General features: G+C 70.5%; 20 protein-coding genes. 17 read left to right on the top strand and 3 right to left on the bottom strand.

The features are described from left to right. Positions 1-28 precede the first annotated feature (28 nt). The 11 genes from M8C13_RS38120 (at position 29) to M8C13_RS38070 (ending at position 10585) form a co-directional block, all read left to right on the top strand. The gene (locus M8C13_RS38120) at positions 29-862 is read left to right on the top strand and encodes a S49 family peptidase (protein WP_252485666.1); all 834 of its coding nucleotides are present in this window, start codon (positions 29-31) and stop codon (positions 860-862) included. Positions 863-1076: 214 nt separating this feature from the next. Next, positions 1077-2186: an aminotransferase class I/II-fold pyridoxal phosphate-dependent enzyme gene (locus M8C13_RS38115; protein WP_252485665.1), complete on the top strand. Its 1110-nt coding sequence runs from the start codon at positions 1077-1079 to the stop codon at positions 2184-2186. Positions 2187-2489: 303 nt separating this feature from the next. After that, positions 2490-3275, top strand: coding sequence for a LytTR family DNA-binding domain-containing protein (locus tag M8C13_RS38110; RefSeq protein WP_252485664.1), 786 nt, complete (start codon positions 2490-2492; stop codon positions 3273-3275). After that, positions 3272-3682 (top strand): hypothetical protein, encoded by a 411-nt coding sequence (locus tag M8C13_RS38105; protein WP_252485663.1) that lies wholly within the window; start codon positions 3272-3274, stop codon positions 3680-3682. The genes M8C13_RS38110 and M8C13_RS38105 overlap by 4 nt, the downstream gene beginning before the upstream one ends. Before the next feature lie 12 nt (positions 3683-3694). After that, the gene (locus M8C13_RS38100) at positions 3695-5485 is read left to right on the top strand and encodes a cation acetate symporter (RefSeq protein ID WP_252485662.1); all 1791 of its coding nucleotides are present in this window, start codon (positions 3695-3697) and stop codon (positions 5483-5485) included. A 190-nt stretch (positions 5486-5675) separates the two neighbouring features. After that, positions 5676-6026 (top strand): DUF485 domain-containing protein, encoded by a 351-nt coding sequence (locus M8C13_RS38095; protein ID WP_252485661.1) that lies wholly within the window; start codon positions 5676-5678, stop codon positions 6024-6026. Next, entirely contained in the window at positions 6023-7648 is a 1626-nt protein-coding gene (locus M8C13_RS38090; RefSeq protein WP_252485660.1) for a cation acetate symporter, read from the top strand. The genes M8C13_RS38095 and M8C13_RS38090 overlap by 4 nt, the downstream gene beginning before the upstream one ends. Positions 7649-7825: 177 nt before the next feature. Continuing rightward, the gene (locus M8C13_RS38085; protein ID WP_252485659.1) at positions 7826-8371 is read left to right on the top strand and encodes a SigE family RNA polymerase sigma factor; all 546 of its coding nucleotides are present in this window, start codon (positions 7826-7828) and stop codon (positions 8369-8371) included. 18 nt (positions 8372-8389) lie between these two features. Then, complete coding sequence (locus tag M8C13_RS38080; RefSeq protein WP_252485658.1) at positions 8390-9298, top strand: hypothetical protein; 909 nt, start codon at positions 8390-8392, stop codon at positions 9296-9298. A gap of 65 nt (positions 9299-9363) precedes the next feature. Further along, positions 9364-9672, top strand: a complete 309-nt coding sequence (locus M8C13_RS38075; protein WP_252485657.1) for a rhodanese-like domain-containing protein — start codon at positions 9364-9366, stop codon at positions 9670-9672. A gap of 13 nt (positions 9673-9685) precedes the next feature. Continuing rightward, a complete protein-coding gene (locus M8C13_RS38070; protein ID WP_252485690.1) occupies positions 9686-10585 on the top strand; it encodes a DUF4328 domain-containing protein in 900 nt (299 codons plus the stop codon). Here M8C13_RS38070 and M8C13_RS38065 read toward each other — a convergent pair. Continuing rightward, a complete protein-coding gene (locus M8C13_RS38065) occupies positions 10582-11772 on the bottom strand; it encodes a cytochrome P450 (RefSeq protein WP_374213297.1) in 1191 nt (396 codons plus the stop codon). The genes M8C13_RS38070 and M8C13_RS38065 overlap by 4 nt on opposite strands. Before the next feature lie 122 nt (positions 11773-11894). Here M8C13_RS38065 and M8C13_RS38060 point away from each other — a divergent pair, with 122 nt between their 5' ends. The 4 genes from M8C13_RS38060 (at position 11895) to M8C13_RS38045 (ending at position 14912) form a co-directional block, all read left to right on the top strand. Continuing rightward, complete coding sequence (locus M8C13_RS38060) at positions 11895-12845, top strand: DUF5926 family protein (RefSeq protein ID WP_252485656.1); 951 nt, start codon at positions 11895-11897, stop codon at positions 12843-12845. Positions 12846-13007: 162 nt separating this feature from the next. Beyond that, positions 13008-13541, top strand: coding sequence for a SigE family RNA polymerase sigma factor (locus tag M8C13_RS38055; protein WP_308202905.1), 534 nt, complete (start codon positions 13008-13010; stop codon positions 13539-13541). Then, positions 13538-14371: a hypothetical protein gene (locus tag M8C13_RS38050; RefSeq protein WP_252485655.1), complete on the top strand. Its 834-nt coding sequence runs from the start codon at positions 13538-13540 to the stop codon at positions 14369-14371. The genes M8C13_RS38055 and M8C13_RS38050 overlap by 4 nt, the downstream gene beginning before the upstream one ends. A gap of 49 nt (positions 14372-14420) precedes the next feature. Then, positions 14421-14912 (top strand): SigE family RNA polymerase sigma factor, encoded by a 492-nt coding sequence (locus M8C13_RS38045; RefSeq protein ID WP_256510388.1) that lies wholly within the window; start codon positions 14421-14423, stop codon positions 14910-14912. Between the two features lie 67 nt (positions 14913-14979). Here the strand turns inward: M8C13_RS38045 and M8C13_RS38040 are convergent, their stop codons facing one another. Together M8C13_RS38040 and M8C13_RS38035 are read right to left on the bottom strand one after the other, a co-directional pair. Beyond that, entirely contained in the window at positions 14980-15519 is a 540-nt protein-coding gene (locus tag M8C13_RS38040) for a ferritin (protein ID WP_252485654.1), read from the bottom strand. A 138-nt stretch (positions 15520-15657) separates the two neighbouring features. Continuing rightward, complete coding sequence (locus M8C13_RS38035; RefSeq protein WP_252485653.1) at positions 15658-16899, bottom strand: arginine deiminase; 1242 nt, start codon at positions 16897-16899, stop codon at positions 15658-15660. Between the two features lie 418 nt (positions 16900-17317). On the opposite strand from M8C13_RS38035, the gene M8C13_RS45890 reads away from it, so the two are divergent. Further along, positions 17318-17650: a DM13 domain-containing protein gene (locus tag M8C13_RS45890; RefSeq protein WP_374213300.1), complete on the top strand. Its 333-nt coding sequence runs from the start codon at positions 17318-17320 to the stop codon at positions 17648-17650. 57 nt (positions 17651-17707) lie between these two features. Beyond that, complete coding sequence (locus M8C13_RS38025; protein ID WP_252485651.1) at positions 17708-18559, top strand: glutamate ABC transporter substrate-binding protein; 852 nt, start codon at positions 17708-17710, stop codon at positions 18557-18559. Positions 18560-18679 lie beyond the last annotated feature (120 nt).

Here is an 18679-nt window from a genome sequence, read left to right as displayed (position 1 = left end):
GGCGCGGAATTTCCGTACCCTCGCAGGCATGAACGTCGCCGAGCGGTTGGCCAAGAAACTGCCCATGATCGGCGAGCGTGTCGACCGCTCGCCCGTCGTCGCCGTGGTCCGGCTGCACGGCGTGATCAGCCCGACGCCGTCACCACTGGCCAGGAACACGATCAACATCAACACCATGGAGTCCGCGCTCAGCCGCGCCTTCGGCCACGACCGGCTGGTCGCGGTGGCGCTGGCGATCAACTCACCCGGCGGCGCGCCCACCCAGTCCGCGCTGGTGGCCGACCGGATCCGGGAGCTGGCCGCGACCAAGAAGGTGCCGGTGCTGGCCTTCTGCGAGGACGTGGCGGCCTCCGGCGGCTACTGGCTGGCCTGCGCGGGCGATGAGATCTACGCGCACAGCACCTCGCTGGTCGGCTCGATCGGCGTGGTCAGCTCCAGCTTCGGCCTCAACGGGCTGCTGGAGCGCATCGGCGTGGAGCGCCGGGTGCACGCCGCGGGTGAGAACAAGGTCCGCCTGGACCCGTTCCGCCCAGAGAAGCCGGAGGACGTGGCCTGGCTCAAGGGTTTGCAGTCCCGGCTGCACGAGCGCTTCGGCGAGTGGGTCACCCAGCGGCGCGGGGCGAAGCTGACCGGCGGGCCGGAGGAGCTGTTCACCGGCGAGATCTGGCTTGGCGACCAGGCCGCCGAGCTCGGCCTGGTGGACGGCATCGGCACCCTGCGCGGGGTGGTCAAGAAGCGCTGGCCGGATGCGGAGATCGTGGTCTCCGAACCGCGCCGCCCGCTGCTGGCCAGGCTGGGTCTCGGCGGCGCGGCCATCGAGGCGCTGGAACACCGGGCGATGTGGTCGCGCTTCGGACTGTGAGCCGCGTTGTGCAGTCCTGCCGATTCATCGCACACAATGCCGTACAACATCATTCCCGCTGATTCTCCGTAGCCTGCGAAAAGCAGGACAACTGGGGAGAGCGGGGACGATGAATACTGCGTTGAAGAGGAAACTGTCCAGGTCACGGGTCCACCTGACCGATAGGGAGTTCTATTTCCCGACCGTCTACGCGGGCGCGGCAGGCGAGACGGTGATGCGGAACGGGGCAATGGCCGCGCCGGCCCGCTGCCACAACTTCACCTCCTCGAACTACCTCGGCCTCGGCCAGCGGCCCGAGGTGGTGGCGGCGGTGACCGAGGCGGTGGGCCGGTACGGGCTGGGGGCCAACAGCTCGCCCGCGCTGGCCGGGCACTTCGACGTGCACGAGGAGCTGAGCCAGGAGCTGGCCGAGCTGCACGGCACCGAGGCCGCGATGCTCTACAACAGCGGGTTCGCCGCCAACCTCGGCGCGCTGGCCGCGCTGGCGGGCAAGGGCGACCTGATCGTGCTGGACGCGGCCGCGCACGGCAGCCTGGTCTTCGGCGCCAAGTCCTCCGGCGCAGAGCTGCGCTACTACCCGCACCGGGACCACGCGGCGCTGGCCGCGCTGCTGGCCGAGCACGCCAAGCCCGGCCGGACCACGCTGGTGGGCATCGTCGGGGTCTACAGCATGGCCGGTGAGGTGGAGGACGTGGCCGCGGTGGCCAGGATCGCCCGCGAGCACGGCGCGGTCACCCTGCTCGACGACGCGCACGGCCTCGGCGTGATCGGCGCGCACGGCACCGGCAGCCTGGAGCACCACGGCCTGCCGCACGACGCGGTGGACATCCACATGGGCACGCTGAGCAAGTCGCTGGCCGCCGCGGGCGGCTACCTGGCCGGTTCGCACGAGCTGATCGACTACCTGCGCTTCCACGCGATGTCGCACCTGCTGACCGCGAGCATCCCGCCCGCGGTGGCGGCGGGCTGCCTGGCCGCGCTGCGCATTCTGCGCGCCGAGGGGCACGTGCTCAGCCCCCGGCTGCGGGACCGGGCGCGGTTCTTCCGCGAGCGACTGCGGCAGCACGGGCTGGACGCGCGCGGCGCGACCGCGGTGGTGCCGGTGCACCTGCGCACCGAGAGCCTGGTGATCCCGGTCAACGAGCTGGTGCTCTCCCGGGGAGTTTTCCTGAGCCCGGTGATGTTCCCCGGGGTGCCGATCGGCCAAGGCAGGCTGCGGTTCACCATTTCCGCGGTGCACGAGGAAGAAACTCTGGCGCGGGTGGCGAAAATCCTCACCGAAGCCGTGCGGGAGATCGAGGCGACCGCGCGGCAGGCGGGCTGAGGCCAATGGGGCGCGCCCGGACCGCCAACGCGGTCCGGGCGGCAGTGGTCCGGCCTGCGGCGTTGAAGTCGGAGTTTGATCACTGTGGGTGATACTGTCGGCACGAGCAGATGACCTGAGTGGGTCGATCTTTCCCACGACGCGTCACCACGCATTGACTCGCTCGTTCAAGCCAAGTAATAGCTGAGCGATCAACAGTGTCACCCCGTTGGCGGGTGGCTCGCTCGTGGACAGTCGGCACCACGTATCGGCAGGATTGACCTCATCGTGAGTACGAACGGCAGCCCCCCCGGGCTCATCGTCATGGCGGTCGACGATGAGCCCAAGAACCTGGACGAGTTGTGTTACCTGCTGCGGCAGAACCCCAGGGTGCGGCGCGTCCTGGAGGCCTCGGACGCGCTGGAAGCGCTGCGGATCATCCGCGGCCAGGATCCGGAGCTCCAGCAGCGGATCGCCGCCGGGCTGCCCGCGGTGGACGCGGTCTTCGCCGACATCCAGATGCCCGGCCTGTCCGGGGTGGAGATGGCCACCGTGATCACCGGGCTGAAGGACGCGCCCGCGCTGGTCTTCGTCACCGGCCACGGTGACCACGCGCTGGCCGCCTACAACCTCGGCGCGCTGGACTACATCAGCAAACCGCCCAACCCGGAGCGGCTGGAGCGGGTGCTGCGGCTGATCGAGCGCACCTCGATGGCCACCGTGGCCGCGCCCGCGGAGGAGCCGGTCGACGAGGAGGTCATCCCGGTCGAGCTGGCCGGCACCACCAAGCTGATCCCGCGCGCCGCGGTGCGCTACGTGGAGGCCCAGGGCGACTACGCCCGCCTGCACACCGCGGAGGGCAGCCACCTGGTGCGGATTCCGCTGGCGCAGCTGGAGGAACGCTGGGGTGACGCCGGGTTCGTCCGCATCCACCGCTCCTACCTGGTGGCGATGGGGCTGATCACCGAGCTGAAGATGGCCACCTCCGGCTACACCGTGCGGGTGGGCAGCGGCGAGGACGCGGTCGAGCTGCCGGTCAGCCGCAGGCACACCAGGGAGCTCAAGGACCGGCTGGTGCGCTCGCCGAAGAACAACTGGGGCCACCGGTGACCCAGCCCGGCCCGCCGGAGGACACGGCCGCCGAACAGGAGGCCGAGCGCAGGCGGCGCCGGGTCAAGGTGGTGCTGGCCGAGCGCCGGGGCGCGCGCAAGGTGGTGCGCACCATGGTGCACATCGAGCAGCAGACCCAGATCGGCGAGCAGGTGGTGCGGGTGCTGATCCGCAAGCAGCTGGTCGTCGCGGTCACCCTCGCGGTGATCACCGCGGTGGTGCTGGGTAGCCTGCCGGTGCTGTTCGCGCTGTTCCCGAAGGTGGCCGCGGCCACCCTGTTCGGGGTCCGGCTGCCCTGGCTGCTGCTCGGCGCGGCCGCCTACCCGCTGCTGATCGGCGTGGGCGCGCTGTACAACCGCGTGGTCGAGCGCAACGAGAAGGACTTCATCGACATGGTCGAGAACTAGGAGCCCCGGGAGTTGGGGCTCAACGAGTGGTCGCTCGTCGGCGTGGTGCTGGCCGTGCTGGCCACCCTCGCCCTGGGCTTCGTCGCCTCCTGGCGCTCCAAGACCACCTCGGACTTCCTGGTCGCCTCGCGTGGGGTCAAGGCCAGCGACAACGCGGCCGCGATCTCCGGTGAGTACCTCTCCGCCGCCTCCTTCCTCGGCGTGGCCAGCCTGGTGTTCCGGGACGGTCCGGACGCGCTCTGGTACCCGGTGGGCTTCACCGCCGGTTATCTCTCCCTGCTGCTGTTCGTGGCCGCCCCGCTGCGCCGTTCGGGCGCCTACACCGTGCCCGACTTCGCCGAGGCCCGGCTGGGCTCGACGCACCTGCGCAGGCTCTCCACCTGGGTGGTGATGCTGATCGGCTGGCTCTACCTGGTGCCGCAGTTCCAGGGCGCCGGGCTGACCTTCTCCACGGTGACCCACCTGCCCGCCTGGATCGGCGTGGCCGGGGTGGCCGTGGTGGTGGTGGTCAACGTGGTCGGCGGCGGCATGCGCGCGATCACCATGGTGCAGGCCTTCCAGTACTACCTGAAGCTGGTCGCCATCTCGCTGCCGGCGTTCCTGCTGGTCATCGTGTTCATCAACGACCAGCGGCCGCAGCGGGCGCTGAACGAACCGCTGCCCCCGGCCTTCCCCAGCGACACCACGGTCACCGTGGAGACGCCGGTGCGGATCCAGGTCGGCGAGACGATCAAGCTGAACGCCTTCGGCCAGGTCGACGGCCAGCCGGCCTACGGCGAGGCGCTGTGGGCGGCCGGCACCAGCTACGACATCGGCGCGAAGACCAGGCTGGAGTTCCGGGCGGGCACCGCGGTGCCGGTGGTCAAGGGCTCGCCGGTGCGCAACGAGGACTGGCTGCGGCCGCAGCAGGCCGACGGCAACGGGATGAGCCTGTTCAAGATCTACTCGCTGATCTTCGCGACCTTCCTGGGCACCATGGGCCTGCCGCACATCCTGGTCCGCTTCTACACCAACCCCGATGGCAGGGCGGCCCGCCGGACCACGCTGTACGTGCTGATCCTGCTCGGGCTGTTCTACCTGTTCCCGACCATCCTGGGCGCGCTGTCCCGGCTGTACGTGCCGCAGCTGCTGGTCACCGGCAAGACCGACGCGGCGATCCTGTTGCTGCCCACCGCGATGCTGGACAACTGGCTGGGCAAGGTGCTGGCCGCGCTGGTCGCGGCAGGCGCCTTCGCCGCGTTCCTGTCCACCGCCTCCGGGCTGGTGGTCAGCGTGGCCGGGGTGCTGTTCACCGACGTGATGACCGGGCGGTTCAAGGACTTCCGGCTGGCCGCGCTGCTGGCCGGGGCGCTACCGCTGGGCATGGCGCTGATGGCCGCCTCGCTGGATGTCTCGCAGGCGGTGAGCCTGGCGCTGGCCACCGCCGCGTCCACGTTCTGCCCGCTGCTGGTGCTCGGCATCTGGTGGCGCGGGCTGACCTCGGTCGGCGCGGCCGCGGGCATGATCGCCGGGGGCGGGCTGACCCTGCTGACCACGATCCTGAACTTCGTCAGCGCGAGCACCGGTGGCTGGGCCGCGGTGCCGCTGCTGCAACAGCCCGCCGCGGTGACCGTGCCGGTGGCGTTCGTGACCATGGTGGTGGTCAGCAAGCTGTCCAGGCGGCGGATACCGCCGGACGTCTCGCAGATCATGCTGCGGCTGCACGCGCCCGACCGGCTCGGCTTCACCAAGGACCGGGAGGTCCAGAAGTACGGCACGCCGGAGGAGAAGGCCCGTGAGTCCTCCGGTCGGCACCGTGGTTGACCCTCCACGGACGAGTGACAGCCCGTCACTCGTTCGGATGACATCCCTCCGCGGAGCCACTTAACGTGCAATCACTACCGCTTATCGCCTAACCCGACTGTTGGTCGCAGTCCCTCGTTCGAGCCTTGGTCGAGTGACCTGGGTCTCTACTAACGTCCCGAGCCAACACCCTCAGCGAGGAGGCCGGATCGTGAGTATCGCCGAGCGGCCGCAGACGGGCGGAGCGCCAGACCCGGAAGTCTGGAGCGCTGTCCAGTCCGGCCCTGAATTCACCGAACTGCGCAGGCGGCTACGCAGGTTCGTGTTCCCGATGACCGTGCTGTTCCTCAGCTGGTACCTGGTGTACGTGCTGCTGGCCGACTACGCGCACGGGTTCATGAGCACCAAGCTGGCCGGCAACATCACCGTCGGCCTCGTGCTGGGCCTGCTCCAGTTCGTGTCCACCTTCCTGATCACCACCCTCTACGTCCGGCACGCCAACAAGCACCTGGACCCGGCGGCCGAGCGGATCAGGGAACAGATCGAAGGGGGCGACAAGTGAGCGCGCCGACAGCGGTACTGGCCCAGAGCGAGGCCACGGGCTCGCCCGTGCTCAACATCAGCATCTTCGCCGGGTTCGTGGTGATCACGCTGATCGTGGTGTTCCGGGCGAGCAAGAACACCAAGTCCGCCGCGGACTACTACGCCGCGGGGCGGGCCTTCACCGGGCCGCAGAACGGCATCGCGATCGCCGGTGACTACCTCTCCGCCGCCTCCTTCCTGGGCATCGCGGGCGCCATCGCGATCTACGGCTACGACGGCTTCCTGTACTCCATCGGCTTCCTGGTGGCCTGGCTGGTGGCGCTGCTGCTGGTCGCCGAGCTGCTGCGCAACACCGGCAAGTACACGATGGCCGACGTGCTCAGCTTCCGGATGAAGCAGAAGCCGGTGCGCACCGCGGCCGCGCTGTCCACGCTGGCGGTGTCCTTCTTCTACCTGCTGGCGCAGATGGCGGGCGCGGGCGGACTGGTCGCGCTGCTGCTGGGCATCACCGACAGCTGGGGCCAGGCCATCGTGATCGCCATCGTGGGCGCGCTGATGATCCTGTACGTGCTGATCGGCGGCATGAAGGGCACCACCTGGGTGCAGATCATCAAGGCGGTGCTGCTGATCGTCGGCGCCGGCGTGATGACCCTGTGGGTGCTGGGCATGTACGGCTTCAACCTCTCCGCGCTGCTCGGCGCGGCGGTGGAGAACAGCCCCAAGGTCGGCGAGAAGCTGCTCGGCCCCGGCCTGCAGTACGGCAAGAGCGGGCTGACCCAGCTCGACTTCGTCTCCCTCGGCCTGGCCCTGGTGCTGGGCACCGCCGGCCTGCCGCACATCCTGATGCGCTTCTACACCGTGCCCACGGCCAAAGAGGCCCGCCGCTCGGTGGTCTGGTCGATCTGGCTGATCGGCATCTTCTACCTGTTCACCCTGGTGCTGGGCTACGGCGCGGCCGCGCTGGTCGGACCGGACCGGATCCTGGCGGCGCCGGGCAAGGCGAACTCGGCGGCCCCGCTGCTGGCCTTCGAGATCGGCGGCACGCTGCTGCTCGGCTTCATCGCCGCGGTCGCCTTCGCCACCATCCTGGCGGTGGTGGCCGGACTGACCATCACGGCCTCGGCCTCCTTCGCGCACGACATCTACGCGAACGTGATCAAGAACGGCCAGGTGGACGACAAGAACGCCGAGGTCAAGGTGGCCCGGCGGACCGCGGTGGTGATCGGCATCGTGTCGATCCTGGGCGGCATCCTGGCCAACGGGCAGAACATCGCCTTCCTGGTCGCGCTGGCCTTCGCGGTGGCGGCCTCGGCGAACCTGCCGACCATCCTGTACTCGCTGTTCTGGAAGCGGTTCAACACCACCGGCGCGCTGTGGAGCATCTACGGCGGCCTGGGCAGCACGGTGTTGCTGATCGCGTTCTCGCCGGTGGTCTCCGGCCGGTCCAACTCGATGATCACCGGGGTGGACTTCCACCTGTTCCCGTTGGACAACCCCGGCATCGTCTCCATCCCGCTGGCGTTCCTGCTCGGCTACCTGGGCACGGTCCTGAGCAAGGACCCCGGCAACGACGCCAAGTACGCCGAGATGGAGGTCCGCGCGCTCACCGGCGCCGGTGCCGAGAAGGCCACCCAGCACTGAGAAGTCGATCTACAAGAAGGCGGTCTCCCCAGGTGGGAGGCCGCTTTTCTTGTGTCACAGACTTTGTGACATTTCGTGACAGGAACTGCACAGACTTCGAGCGGGTCGCGGTGCAACCCTTGGTTCCTCCCCGGCGTATTAGGCAGCAGACCGGGTAGTTCACGAGGAGGCAGGAGCTTGGCGCGACGCGATGACGGCTTCGCCGAGTTCTTCGCCGCTCGGTTCGACGCGGCGCGGCGGATCGGGTACGCGCTGTGCGCGAACTGGTCGGAGGCCGAGGAACTGGCGCAGACCGCGTTCGTGCGGGTCTACGCCCGCTGGCCCAAGGTGCACCGGGAAACCGCGGACGCCTACCTGCGCACCGTGCTCACCAGGGCCTTCCTGGACACCAAGCGGCGGGGCAGGGCGCGCGAGCACGCGGTGGCCGAGGTGCCGGACCAGCCGGTGGAGGCCGACCACGGCGCGGCCGAGGAGCGCGCGGCGCTCACCGCCGCCCTGCAACAGGTGCCGCCCCGCCAGCGCGCGGTGCTGGTGCTCCGGTTCATCCAGGACCTCTCGGTCGAGCAGGTGGCCGAGGCGCTGGGCTGCACCACCGGCACCGTGAAGAGCCAGACCGCACGTGGACTGCAAACGCTACGGGCCGCCTACCATGCCGCCAACGGCACGGACGGGGCGCCCGGATCAGGCCAGACCCCGCCGCCGCTGTTGTCGGCAGGGCGCTGAATGGGAGGTACGGAGGCGGTGAACGAGATGTGGCACGACGAGCAGGACGTGCGCAACGCACTCCAGCGGGTCGTGGACACACCCGCGCCCGCGGTACGCACGGACTTGGCCGAGGTCGTCCGCCGCGGCCGGCGCCGCGTGCTGGTCACCCGGATCAGCGCGGTGGCCGCCTCGGTGGTCGCCGTCGGCGTCATCGGCCTGGGCGCCACCGCGATCTCCGGCAACCTGTTCACCGGCGACCCCACCGCGCTGCCGCCCGCGGCCACCAGCGCCCCGGTCACCACCAGCAAGCAGTCCGAGCTCGACCTGCCGGGCTGGACCCAGCTGGAGGCCCCGGTCCGGACCAGCCTGCCGGAGGCGACCAGCACCACCGCGCTCAGGGTGCCGGTGCAGGTCTGCCCGTCACCGCAGCTGCCGGACCCAGTCGGCCGGGCGATCCTGCCGGAGCAGCGCTACCTGCCCACCTTCGTCGACGCGGTCAGCAGCGCCAGTGGTGAGCGGGCCTCGGTGGCGTTCAAGAACTACGTCAACGCGAACCGGGGCCACCTGGTGGTCAACGTCGGCGGCAAGAAGGTCCCCGGCACCGTGCGGCTGGAGGCGGGGCGCTTCGGCGGCTCGGCCGAGCTGGCCGCGGAGTCCTACCGGTACAGCAGCGGCATCGGCTGTCATGAACCGCTGCGGCGGGTCCGGCCGGACGGCGCGATCCTCCAGCTGTACCCGGACACCGACTACGGCGGTAAGCAGCCCACCCGCCGGATCGGCGTGTACACCCCGAGCGGCCGCTTCTACAACGTCACGGTCACCACCGGCGCCACCACCGACGACGGCAGCCCGATCCCGCCGTCCGGGGAGGCCGGTTTCGAGGACCTGCCGCTGAGCCAGGAGCAGCTGGCCAAGGTCGCCGAGGCCATGGCCGACCTCGGCTGAGTTCACGCTGCCGCCACACCAGGACATGGGAGTATCGCGGGGTGAACCCGTCTCAGGTGCCGGCCGTGGCAGCGCACGAGGTCCCGCAGGACGCCTACCTGCTCGACGTCCGCGAGGACGACGAGTGGAACGCAGGGCACGCCGAGGGCGCCAAGCACATCCCCATGGGCCAGCTGGTGGAACGACTCGACGAGCTGCCCAATGACGGGCTGGTGCACGTGGTCTGCCGCAGCGGCGGCCGCTCCGCCAGGGTCACTGCCTACCTCAACCAGAACGGCTGGGACGCGGTCAACGTCGACGGCGGCATGCAGCACTGGCAGGCCGCCGGCCGTCCGCTGGTCGGCGAGTCCGGCGCCGAGCCGACGGTGATCTGAGGCCGTGCAACCGATGCAGCCGATGCGGGTGGACTGGGTCGCCAGTCCACCGGTTCCGCTGCGCCCGTACCGCCCGCGCAGGCCGGAGCCGCACTACGCCGGCCCGCCCGCCTACCCGGCCCCGCCCCGCTGGGGTTTTCCCGCGCTGACCTGGCGCTGGCCGACCGCGGTGCCCGGCGCGGACAAGCCCGTCGCCCAGCCGGTGGACCGGATGCGCGCGCTGGCCGGCAGCGCGCTGCCACTGTTCTGGATCACCGGCGCGGCCGCCGCGTTCACCGCCCTGGCCGAGCTGCTGCGCTACATCCTGCTGCTGGTCAGCCGGAACGCGGTGCTGCCTGCCGGACTGCTGCACACCTCGGACGCGCTGGTGGTCACCGGCGGTGTGATCACCCCGGTCAGCGCCGCGCTGGCGGTACTGGTCGGCATCCTGTGGCTGCTGCGCGCCCGCCAGGTCGCCGGCGAGCTCACCGGCACCCGCCCGGACCGGCCGAACTGGCAGGTCGTGGCCGGAATGCTGATCCCGGGCGTCAACCTGCTGCTGCCCGGGGCCACCCTGGCCGAGCTGGAGCACACCATCCTGGAGAAGCCGCCCGCCGAGCGGCCCAAGCCCTCCCGCGAGCTGTCCCAGTGGTGGCTCATCTGGGCGGCCAGCCTGCTGGTCTCCGGCATCACCCTGCTCTGGTCGCTGCGCACCGGCGTGCAGGCCCAGGCCGACGGCGTGCTCTGGCACCTGGCCGCCGACGCCCTGCTCGCGCTGGTGGCCATCCGCTCGGCCCGGCTGCTCAAGCGCTACAACGCGCTGCTGGCCCCGGTGAACCCGGCGACCGTGCAGCGCTTCGAGCTGATCAGCATCCGGGACGCGGAACTGCCCCAGCTGCCCCGCAGAGAACGCCCCAAGGACGCCGTGCGCTAGGTGGTCACCGGCAGGGTGCACAGGCCGCGGATGACGAACTCCGCGCGGCGTTCCGGCTCGCCCGCCAGCTTCAGGTCTGGGAGTCGTCTGCGCAGGGCGTCCAGGATCGCGGTGACCTCGACCCTGGCCAGTGGCGCGCCCAGGCAGTAGTGGATGCCCGCGCCGAAGCCCAGGTGCGGGTTGGGGGAGCGGCCCAGGTCCAGGCGGTCCGGGTCGGTGAAGACCTCGGGGTCGCGGGCGGCGGCGCCGAGCAGGGCGGCGATCTTGTCGCCGGGCTGGAGGCGGTAGCCGGCGATCTCCACCTCGGCGGTGGCGGTGCGCTCGAACAGCTGCAACGGGGAGTCGTAGCGGATGAGCTCCTCGGCCGCGCTGGGCAGCAGTTCGGGTTCGGCGACCAGGCGGTCCCACTGGTCCCGGTGGCGCATCAGGGCCAGCACGCCGTTGCCGACCACGTTCACGGTGGCCTCGTGCCCGGCCATCAGCAGCAGCACCGCGGTGGCCACCAGCTCGTCGGAGGTCAGCCGCTCGCCGTCGGTGTCGGCTACCGAGACCAGGTCGCTGACCAGGTCCTCGCCCGGGTTGGCCCGGCGGTGCCCGATCAGCTCGCGCAGGTAGCCGACGAACTCCGCCGACGCCTGCTCCGCGGCCTGGCGGCGGTCCTCGGCCAGGCCGTACTCGTACATCTTCACGATCGTGTGCGACCAGGGCAGCAGCAGGTGCCGGTCCGGCGCGGGCACGCCGAGCAGCTCGGCGATCACCTCCACCGGCAGCGGCTCGGCCACCGTCTTGAGCAGGTCGGCCTGCTCGTCCACCGCGATCCGCGAGGCCAGGGTGTCCACCAGCTGGTCGGCCAGCGTGTTCACCCACGGGCGCAGTCGCTCGGTGTGACCGCGGGCGAAGGCGGTGGCCACCAGCCTGCGCAGCCTGGTGTGCTTGGGCGGCTCGTTCTCCAGCAGCGAGTTGCGGTGCAGCAGGTTGAACGCGGCGAAGCTGTCCACCGGGCAGGCGTCCTGCCACACCCGGCCCAGCGCGCGGTGCCGCAGCAGCGCGGAGCAGGCCGAGTGCGAGACCGCGACCGCCAGACCCAGCTCAGGGTGCCAGTGCACCTCTCCCTCCGCCCGCAGCTGCGCGAACCGCGGGTACGGGTCGGCGATGAACGCCGGATCGTTCGGAGCAAAGGGAGACACGATCACCGACGGTAAGTCCTGGGCGTGTCACTCGTCCATCCGAGTGGCGAGTCCTGGGTAGAAATACGTGCTCGCGGCCCTGCTACGGTCCGGCAGATCACCAGTTTCCCTAGGAGGACCGGATGGCCAAGCGCACCGCGGCCAAGCGCAAGAACCAAGCCGCCGAGGGTGGCATCGGGCCGCGTCAGCCCTGTCCGTGCGGCTCCGGCAAGCGGTACAAGGCCTGCCACGGCGGTTCGGCCGCCGATGTGATGGTCATCCGGCCGTTCGAGGGCCTGGCCGCCGAGCCGGAACTGATCGCGCTGCGTGAGTTCGTGCCCTCGGCCACCGCGGCGCTGCCGCTGGCCGAGACCGGCGCCCGCCCGGTCACCGTGGCCACCGTGCTGCCGATGGCCGCCGCCGCGCTGGTCCGCACCGACGGCGCCGCCTTCATCGGCCTGCAGGTGCAGACCCGCACCGGCGACATCAGCGGCGACCTGGCCCGCGCGCTGCGCTGGGCGCAGACCGCCGAGCCGGGCAACGCGCTGTCGGTGGCCCCGGCCGCGGCCGAGGGCGAGACCCTGCGCCTGCAGGACCTGCTGGTGCCGGACGCGCGCCTGGAGGTCGAGCTGCACGCCGACTTCTCCTGGTGGATCCCGGCCGACGCGGAGCAGACCGGCGACGTGGCGCTGTCCCTGGAGCGGGCCAACGCGGCGATCATGCCCACCGAGCCGGTGGTGGCCGAGGGCGTGCACGCGGCCTACTGGGTGGACGCCGGGGACAAGGCGCACGTGCGCTGGGTCCGGCCGGAGCAGGAGGAGCGGCTGCTGGCCGCGCTGGCCCGGCTGGCCGTGCGCGGCGAGCACGACCTGGGCGAGGGCTCCCGCTACGCGGGCTCCTTCCGCGCGCACGGCCTGCTGGTGCCGGTGTGGGACGTGGACCGCGAGCAGCACTCCAAGGAGTGGGCGCAGCCGGCCGCCGCCCTCGGTGAGCGGCTGACCAGCGCACTCGCCTCCCTGGACGAGGAGCCGCTGTCCGAGGCCGAGCGTCGTTCCCGGGACGGCCTGCGCGGCCGTCAGGTAACGCTCCGGTAACGGTCCGATTGGTATGGGCGCCAGGGCAACCCTGGCGCACCACCAGACGTGAACCTCATGTCGGCGGCCCGCGGTCGGGTCGCATGGAGGGGAGCGTCAGCGGTGGCGGCACCGGGCTGGGTCTTCGGTACGGGAGTGGGGCTGGCGCCCGCCGTGCCGGGTGTGGGGGAGATCGAGAACAGCGCGGCTGGGGGAGCCACGGTGCGGGAAGACTTCGGCGAGTTCGTCCGCATGTCCCTGCCGGGGCTGCTGCGCTACGGGCACGCGCTCACCGGCAATCCGCACGACGCGGCCGACCTGGTGCAGTCGGCGCTGGAGAAGATCGGTTCGCGGTGGCACACCGTGCTGCGGCAGTCGGACAACCCGGCCGCCTACGTGCGGCGGGCGATGGCGAACACGCACATCAGCTTCTGGCGCAGGGTGCGCAAGGAGAGCCTGGTCGCCGACCTGCCGGACGTGCGGTCCTACGTGCAGGCGGACCGGCTGGAGAACGAACCGCTGTGGCAGGCCCTGCGGGACCTGCCGCCGCGGCAGCGCGCGGTGATCGTGCTGCGGTACTACGAAGGGCTTTCCGAAGCCGAGATCGCGGAGGCGCTCGGAGTGAGCAAGGGCACGGTCAAGAGTCAGACGAGCAAAGCCATGGTGACGCTTCGCGGCAAACTGGGCTCACTGGTCGGAGGAGGGGATCAACGATGAACGTCGACGACGAGCTGCGCAGGCTCTTCTCCGACGATCGGCTGGAGCTACGTCCCCTGCCGGATGCCGAGCACGCGGTGCTCACCGGGGTCAAGCGCAGGCAGCGGCGCCGCAGGGCGGCCGTGGCCGCCACCGGTGCGCTGAGCGCGCTGGCCGTGGTGGCCGGCACGCTGGCCGTGCTGCAGCCGGAGCAGTCCAACACGGTGCAGCCGGCGGACAGCACGTCGCTGACCTTCACCACCACGCCCGCGCCCACCTCGGCGCCCAGCAGCTCGGCCGGGGACCAGCCCAGCGCCCCGAGCACCACGCCCAGTCGTGGCGGCAGCGGTACCGGCTCCAGCCAGGGCACCCCGCCCACCTCCTCCAGCAAGCCGCCCACCTCGACCATCCCGCCCAGGACCTTCGGCACCGAGCTGATGGGACCGGTGGCCTACCGGGGCCTGCGGCTGGGCATGACCCAGGAGCAGGCGGTGGGCACCGGGCTGATCAAGCCCAACGCCAAGCCCGAGTCCAACACCGGCTGCCTCGGCTACGACTACGTGGGCAGCCCCAGGGCCGCGGGCTTCTACAGCGTGGTGATCTCCAAGGCCAAGGGCGTGGTGCGGATCAACGGCCGCGGCGATGAGCGCACCTCGGAGGGCATCGGCGTGGGCGCGCCGGTGGCCGACTTCGACCGGGTCTACCCGAAGTACGGCACCGATCACGGCGCGGTCGGCGAGCGCGTGGTCGCGGTTCCCGGCAATGCGGCGGCCAACTACTGGTTCATCATGCAGAACAACGCGGTCAAAGAGATTCGACTCGAGTTGCGAGAGCAGGACTGTTACCCATGACCCCTGGTCCCACCTCCTATCCTTAGGCGGGGATGGGTGACATGGGGGCTTGGTGGACGAGGATTTTGGCGAGTTCGTGCGGATGTCGCTGCCCGCGTTGCTGCGGTATGGGCACGCGCTGACCGGTAACCCGCACGATGCCGCCGACCTGGTGCAGTCGGTGCTGGAGAAGGTCGGCACCCGCTGGCGCAAACTACTTCGCCAGGAGGTCAACCCGCAGGCCTATGTGCGGCGGGCGATGGCCAACACGCACGTCAGCCGCTGGCGCCGGGTGCGCAAGGAGAGCCTGGTCGCCGACCTGCCGGAGGACAGCCAGAGCTACGAGCAGGCCGACCGGCTGGAGAACGAGCCGCTCTGGCAGGCCCTGCGCGAACTGCCGCCGCGCCAGCGCGCGGTGATCGTGCTCCGCTACTACGACAACCTGACCGAGGCCGAGATCGCCGAGTCCCTCGGCGTCACCAAGGGCACGGTGAAGAGCCAGGCCAGCAAGGCGATGGCGGCCCTGCGGCTCAAGCTCGGCGAGGACACCGGCGAGGACTGACACGGCGGCGCCCGTGGACCGGGTCGCGGTCCACGGGCGCCGGCCTGTGGTGGGAGCGGTGCTGGCTTTAGAGGCTGCCGCCGGCCACGCGTGGCGCGGTCGGGTCTTCGCTGCCCTCGTCGCCGACGTGCTCGCGGGTCAGGAAGTCCTCGATGTTGAACAGGTTGTCGCCTGCCCGGTCCACGATGGTGAGCAGGGTCGACATGGCGGCGACCTCCTCGACCTGCTCCTTGAGGAACCACTGCATGAACTGCTCACCGAGGTAGTCGCCCTCGTCCCGCGCGGCCTTGGCCAGCGCGGTGATCTCGTCGGTGACGTGCCGCTCCTGGTTGAGGGCCAGCTCGACCGGCTCGCGCACGGAGCTGAAGTCGTTGCGCACCTCGTCCACGCCGGGGATGGACACCGGGAGACCGTTGTCCAGCAGGTACTGGACGATCATCATGGCGTGGTTGCGCTCCTCCAGCGCCTGGCGGTAGAAGTGCGCGGCCAGTCGGGGAAGGTCCTTGGCGTCGAACCAGACCGCGACGGCGAGGTACTGCTGCGACGCGGTGAGCTCATTCCGGACCTGGGTCTGCAACAGCTGCTGGAACTTGGTGGTCGTGGTCATGCCCAAAAGAATACAACCGAATTCGCGTTTCCGCAGCTAAAGCCAGGTTTGCCTAACTTAGCCAAGCCTTTGCGAAAGTCTCGTTAGGCTGGCTTGGCCAATTCCATTCCGTAATTGCGCGACTCGTTTCCGCTGAATTCACCCGAGCGTGTCTCGCGCAATCGGGCAGGACATGCACCGAGGGCCACCACGGCCGGAGCCCAGCTCGCTGCCCGCGATCCGCAGCACCTCCACCCCGGCGTCCTCCAGCCGGGAGTTGGTCTCCACGTTGCGCTCGTAGGCCACCACCACGCCCGGCGCCACGGCCAGCGTGTTGTTGCCGTCGTCCCACTGCTCGCGCTCGGCGGTCACCGCGTCCAGGCCGGTGTCGATCACCCGCAGCCGGTCGATGCCCATCGCCTCGGCGGCCGCGCCCAGGAACGGCAGCGGGCCGTCCACCAGCACACCGCCGGAGCCGTCCGGGCGCAGCGGGTAGGCGGAGAGGGTCTCGCGCACCGCCGGGTACATCACCACCGCGTCCCGGTCGACCATGGTGCACACGGTGTCCAGGTGCATGGTGGCCCGCTCCTGCTCGATCGGCACCGCGAGCACGGTGTGCGCGAGGCCGTCGGCGAAGGCGGAGCGGGCGAAGGACTCCGCGCCCGCCGGGGTGGTGCGCTCGCCGACGCCGATGGCCAGCACGCCGGGGGACAGCAGCAGCACGTCACCGCCCTCCAGCGGCGCGGAGTGCGCCCCGTAGGCGCGGCCGGTGCGGCTGAACCTGGGGTGGTAGGCGTAGATCAGGTCGGTCAGCGCGGTCTCCCGGCTGCGCGCGGGCAGCGCGAGCGAGGTGATGGCCACCCGGTCCGCAACCCACACCGAGGAGTCCCTGGTGAACAGCAGGTTGGGCAGCGGGTTGACCGCGAAGTCGGTGGGCAGGTGCATCTGGCGCACCAGGGAGGCGCCCTCGGCGGCGGGCAGCTCCTCGAAGGTCATGCCCGCCATCAGCACCCCGGCCAGGTCCTTGGCCTTCATCCCGGTCAGGTGCGAGCGCAGCGCGTCGGCCAGGTCCAGGCCCAGCTGACGCTCGTCCACCGCGGAGTGCACCGCGCCGAAGCGGGCCCGCGGGTCGGCCAGCGCCTCCACCAGCACCTCGCCCAGCAGCAGCACCTCCACCCCGCGCGAGCGCAGCGTCTCGGCGAAGGCGTCGTGCTCCAGCTGGGCCCGGCCGAGCCAGGGCACCCCGTCGAACAACAGCTGGTCGTTGTTACGCGGGGTGAGTCGTTTCAGCTCCGCGCCGGGCCGGTGCAGCAGCACGGTGCGCAGCGGGCCGACCTCGCTGTCCACCCGGTGGATCGGCTCGGCGGCAGGGGTCTCGCTTGCGATCTGGTGGGCGCTCACGCAGCGGAGCGTAATGCTCTTGAAAGCTCCTGGCAGCGCGCTGATCAGAGGATTTCGGCTTGGATGTAAGGAGTCGAACCTCAGGAGGCGGATTGTGAACCAGGACACGGCCCCGAAGCGCGGTTTGTTGCGTCGCCCGGTCGTTTTGGTTGCGATTGTGATTGTCGCAACGGTTCTGGGCGTCGGTTTGTACCTGTTCCAGCCCTGGAAGCTGTTCACCAGCAGCACGGTCGACGAGGCCCTGCCCACCGGCGCGGCGGCGGAGGCCCCGCTCAGCCCGGCCACCAGCGCGCCAGGCTCGGGAGCGCCGGGTACCGGCACGCCAGGCGCGGATGGCCCGGGGGCGGGCGGTCCTGGCACCGGCGCGCCGGGCGCCGGGCAGCCGGGCGCCACCACCCCGCCGGCCCAGCCCGGCACCCTGGCCGCCGGCGACTTCGTCTCCCAGGAGCACCCGACCAAGGGCAAGGCCGCCGTGCTGCGCCTGGCCGACGGCTCCCGGGTGCTCCGGCTCACCGGCCTGGCCAGCAGCGACGGTCCGGACCTGCACGTGTGGCTGACTGATCAGTCAGCGGGCGGGGAATGGGGCAAGTACGACGACGGCCGCTTTGTGAAGCTGGGCAAGCTCAAAGCCACCCACGGCAACCAGAACTACGCCATTCCGGCCGACGCGAACCTGGACGGCCTGCGCAGTGTGGTCATCTGGTGCGACCGGTTCAACGTCGCGTTCGGTTCCGCCCCGCTCACGCTGTGACGCTCACCCGTTCGGGTAGCCTCCCCCGGAGTGACCGGGTCCGGAGGGAACGACGGAATGCGACAGGTTCGTGCGCTGTGGCACGTGTGCACCGCGGTTGTCGCGGTGGGAGCTCTCACGAGCTGTGGCATCTTCGGTTCCTCGGCTGAACCGGTGGACGCCCCGCCGCCGGGTGGCCCCAAGCTCACCGTCGGCATCAAGTTCGACCAGCCGGGGCTCGGCCAGAAGACCGGGGACAACACCTTCGCCGGGTTCGACGTGGACGTGGCCCGCTACGTGGCCAAGGAGCTCGGCGTGCACCCTGGCAACATCACCTTCGTCGAGGCCAAGAGCGCCGAGCGGGAGACCCTGCTGGAGCAGGGCAAGGTCGACCTGGTCGCGGCCACCTACTCGATCAGCGACAGCCGCAAGAAGAAGGTCGACTTCGCCGGGCCGTACTTCGTGGCCGGGCAGGCGCTGCTGGTCCGCAAGACCACCTCGGACATCACCGGGCCGGAGTCGCTGAACCAGAGCGACTGGAAGCTGTGCTCGGTGCAGGGCTCCACCCCGGCGGAGAAGGTCAAGCAGGCCTACGCCAAGAACGTGACCCTGCGGGTGTTCCCGTCCTACCCGGAATGCCTGGTGGCGCTGGAGGACCCGGAGGACCCGGTGGACGCGGTCACCACCGACGACGTGATCCTGGCCGGGTACGCCGCCGCGCAGCCGGAGAAGTTCAAGCTGGTCGGCAAGCCGTTCTCCCAGGAGCGCTACGGCATCGGCCTGCGCAAGGGCGACGAGCGCACGCCCAAGGTGACCGCCGCGCTGCGCAAGATGGTTTCCGACGGCAGCTGGAAACGAGCCGTCGAAGCGAACATCGGAAAATCTGGCTATAAGATTCCTGAACCACCCGAGGTTCTCGACTCGCCATGACCTATAAGGGCCGGCAAAGCCCGACTGGTCCGCTGGAGTGATCCAAACCAACGATAGTCGGATGCGGTATCCGACCTTGGTTTGATCGGTACTCCCTCCCTGGGTTGAACTAATGTCCGG

Origin of the sequence: Crossiella sp. SN42 (assembly GCF_023897065.1) — a bacterium.
GTDB lineage: Bacteria > Actinomycetota > Actinomycetes > Mycobacteriales > Pseudonocardiaceae > Crossiella.
This window is presented reverse-complemented; position numbering and strand designations above follow the sequence as displayed.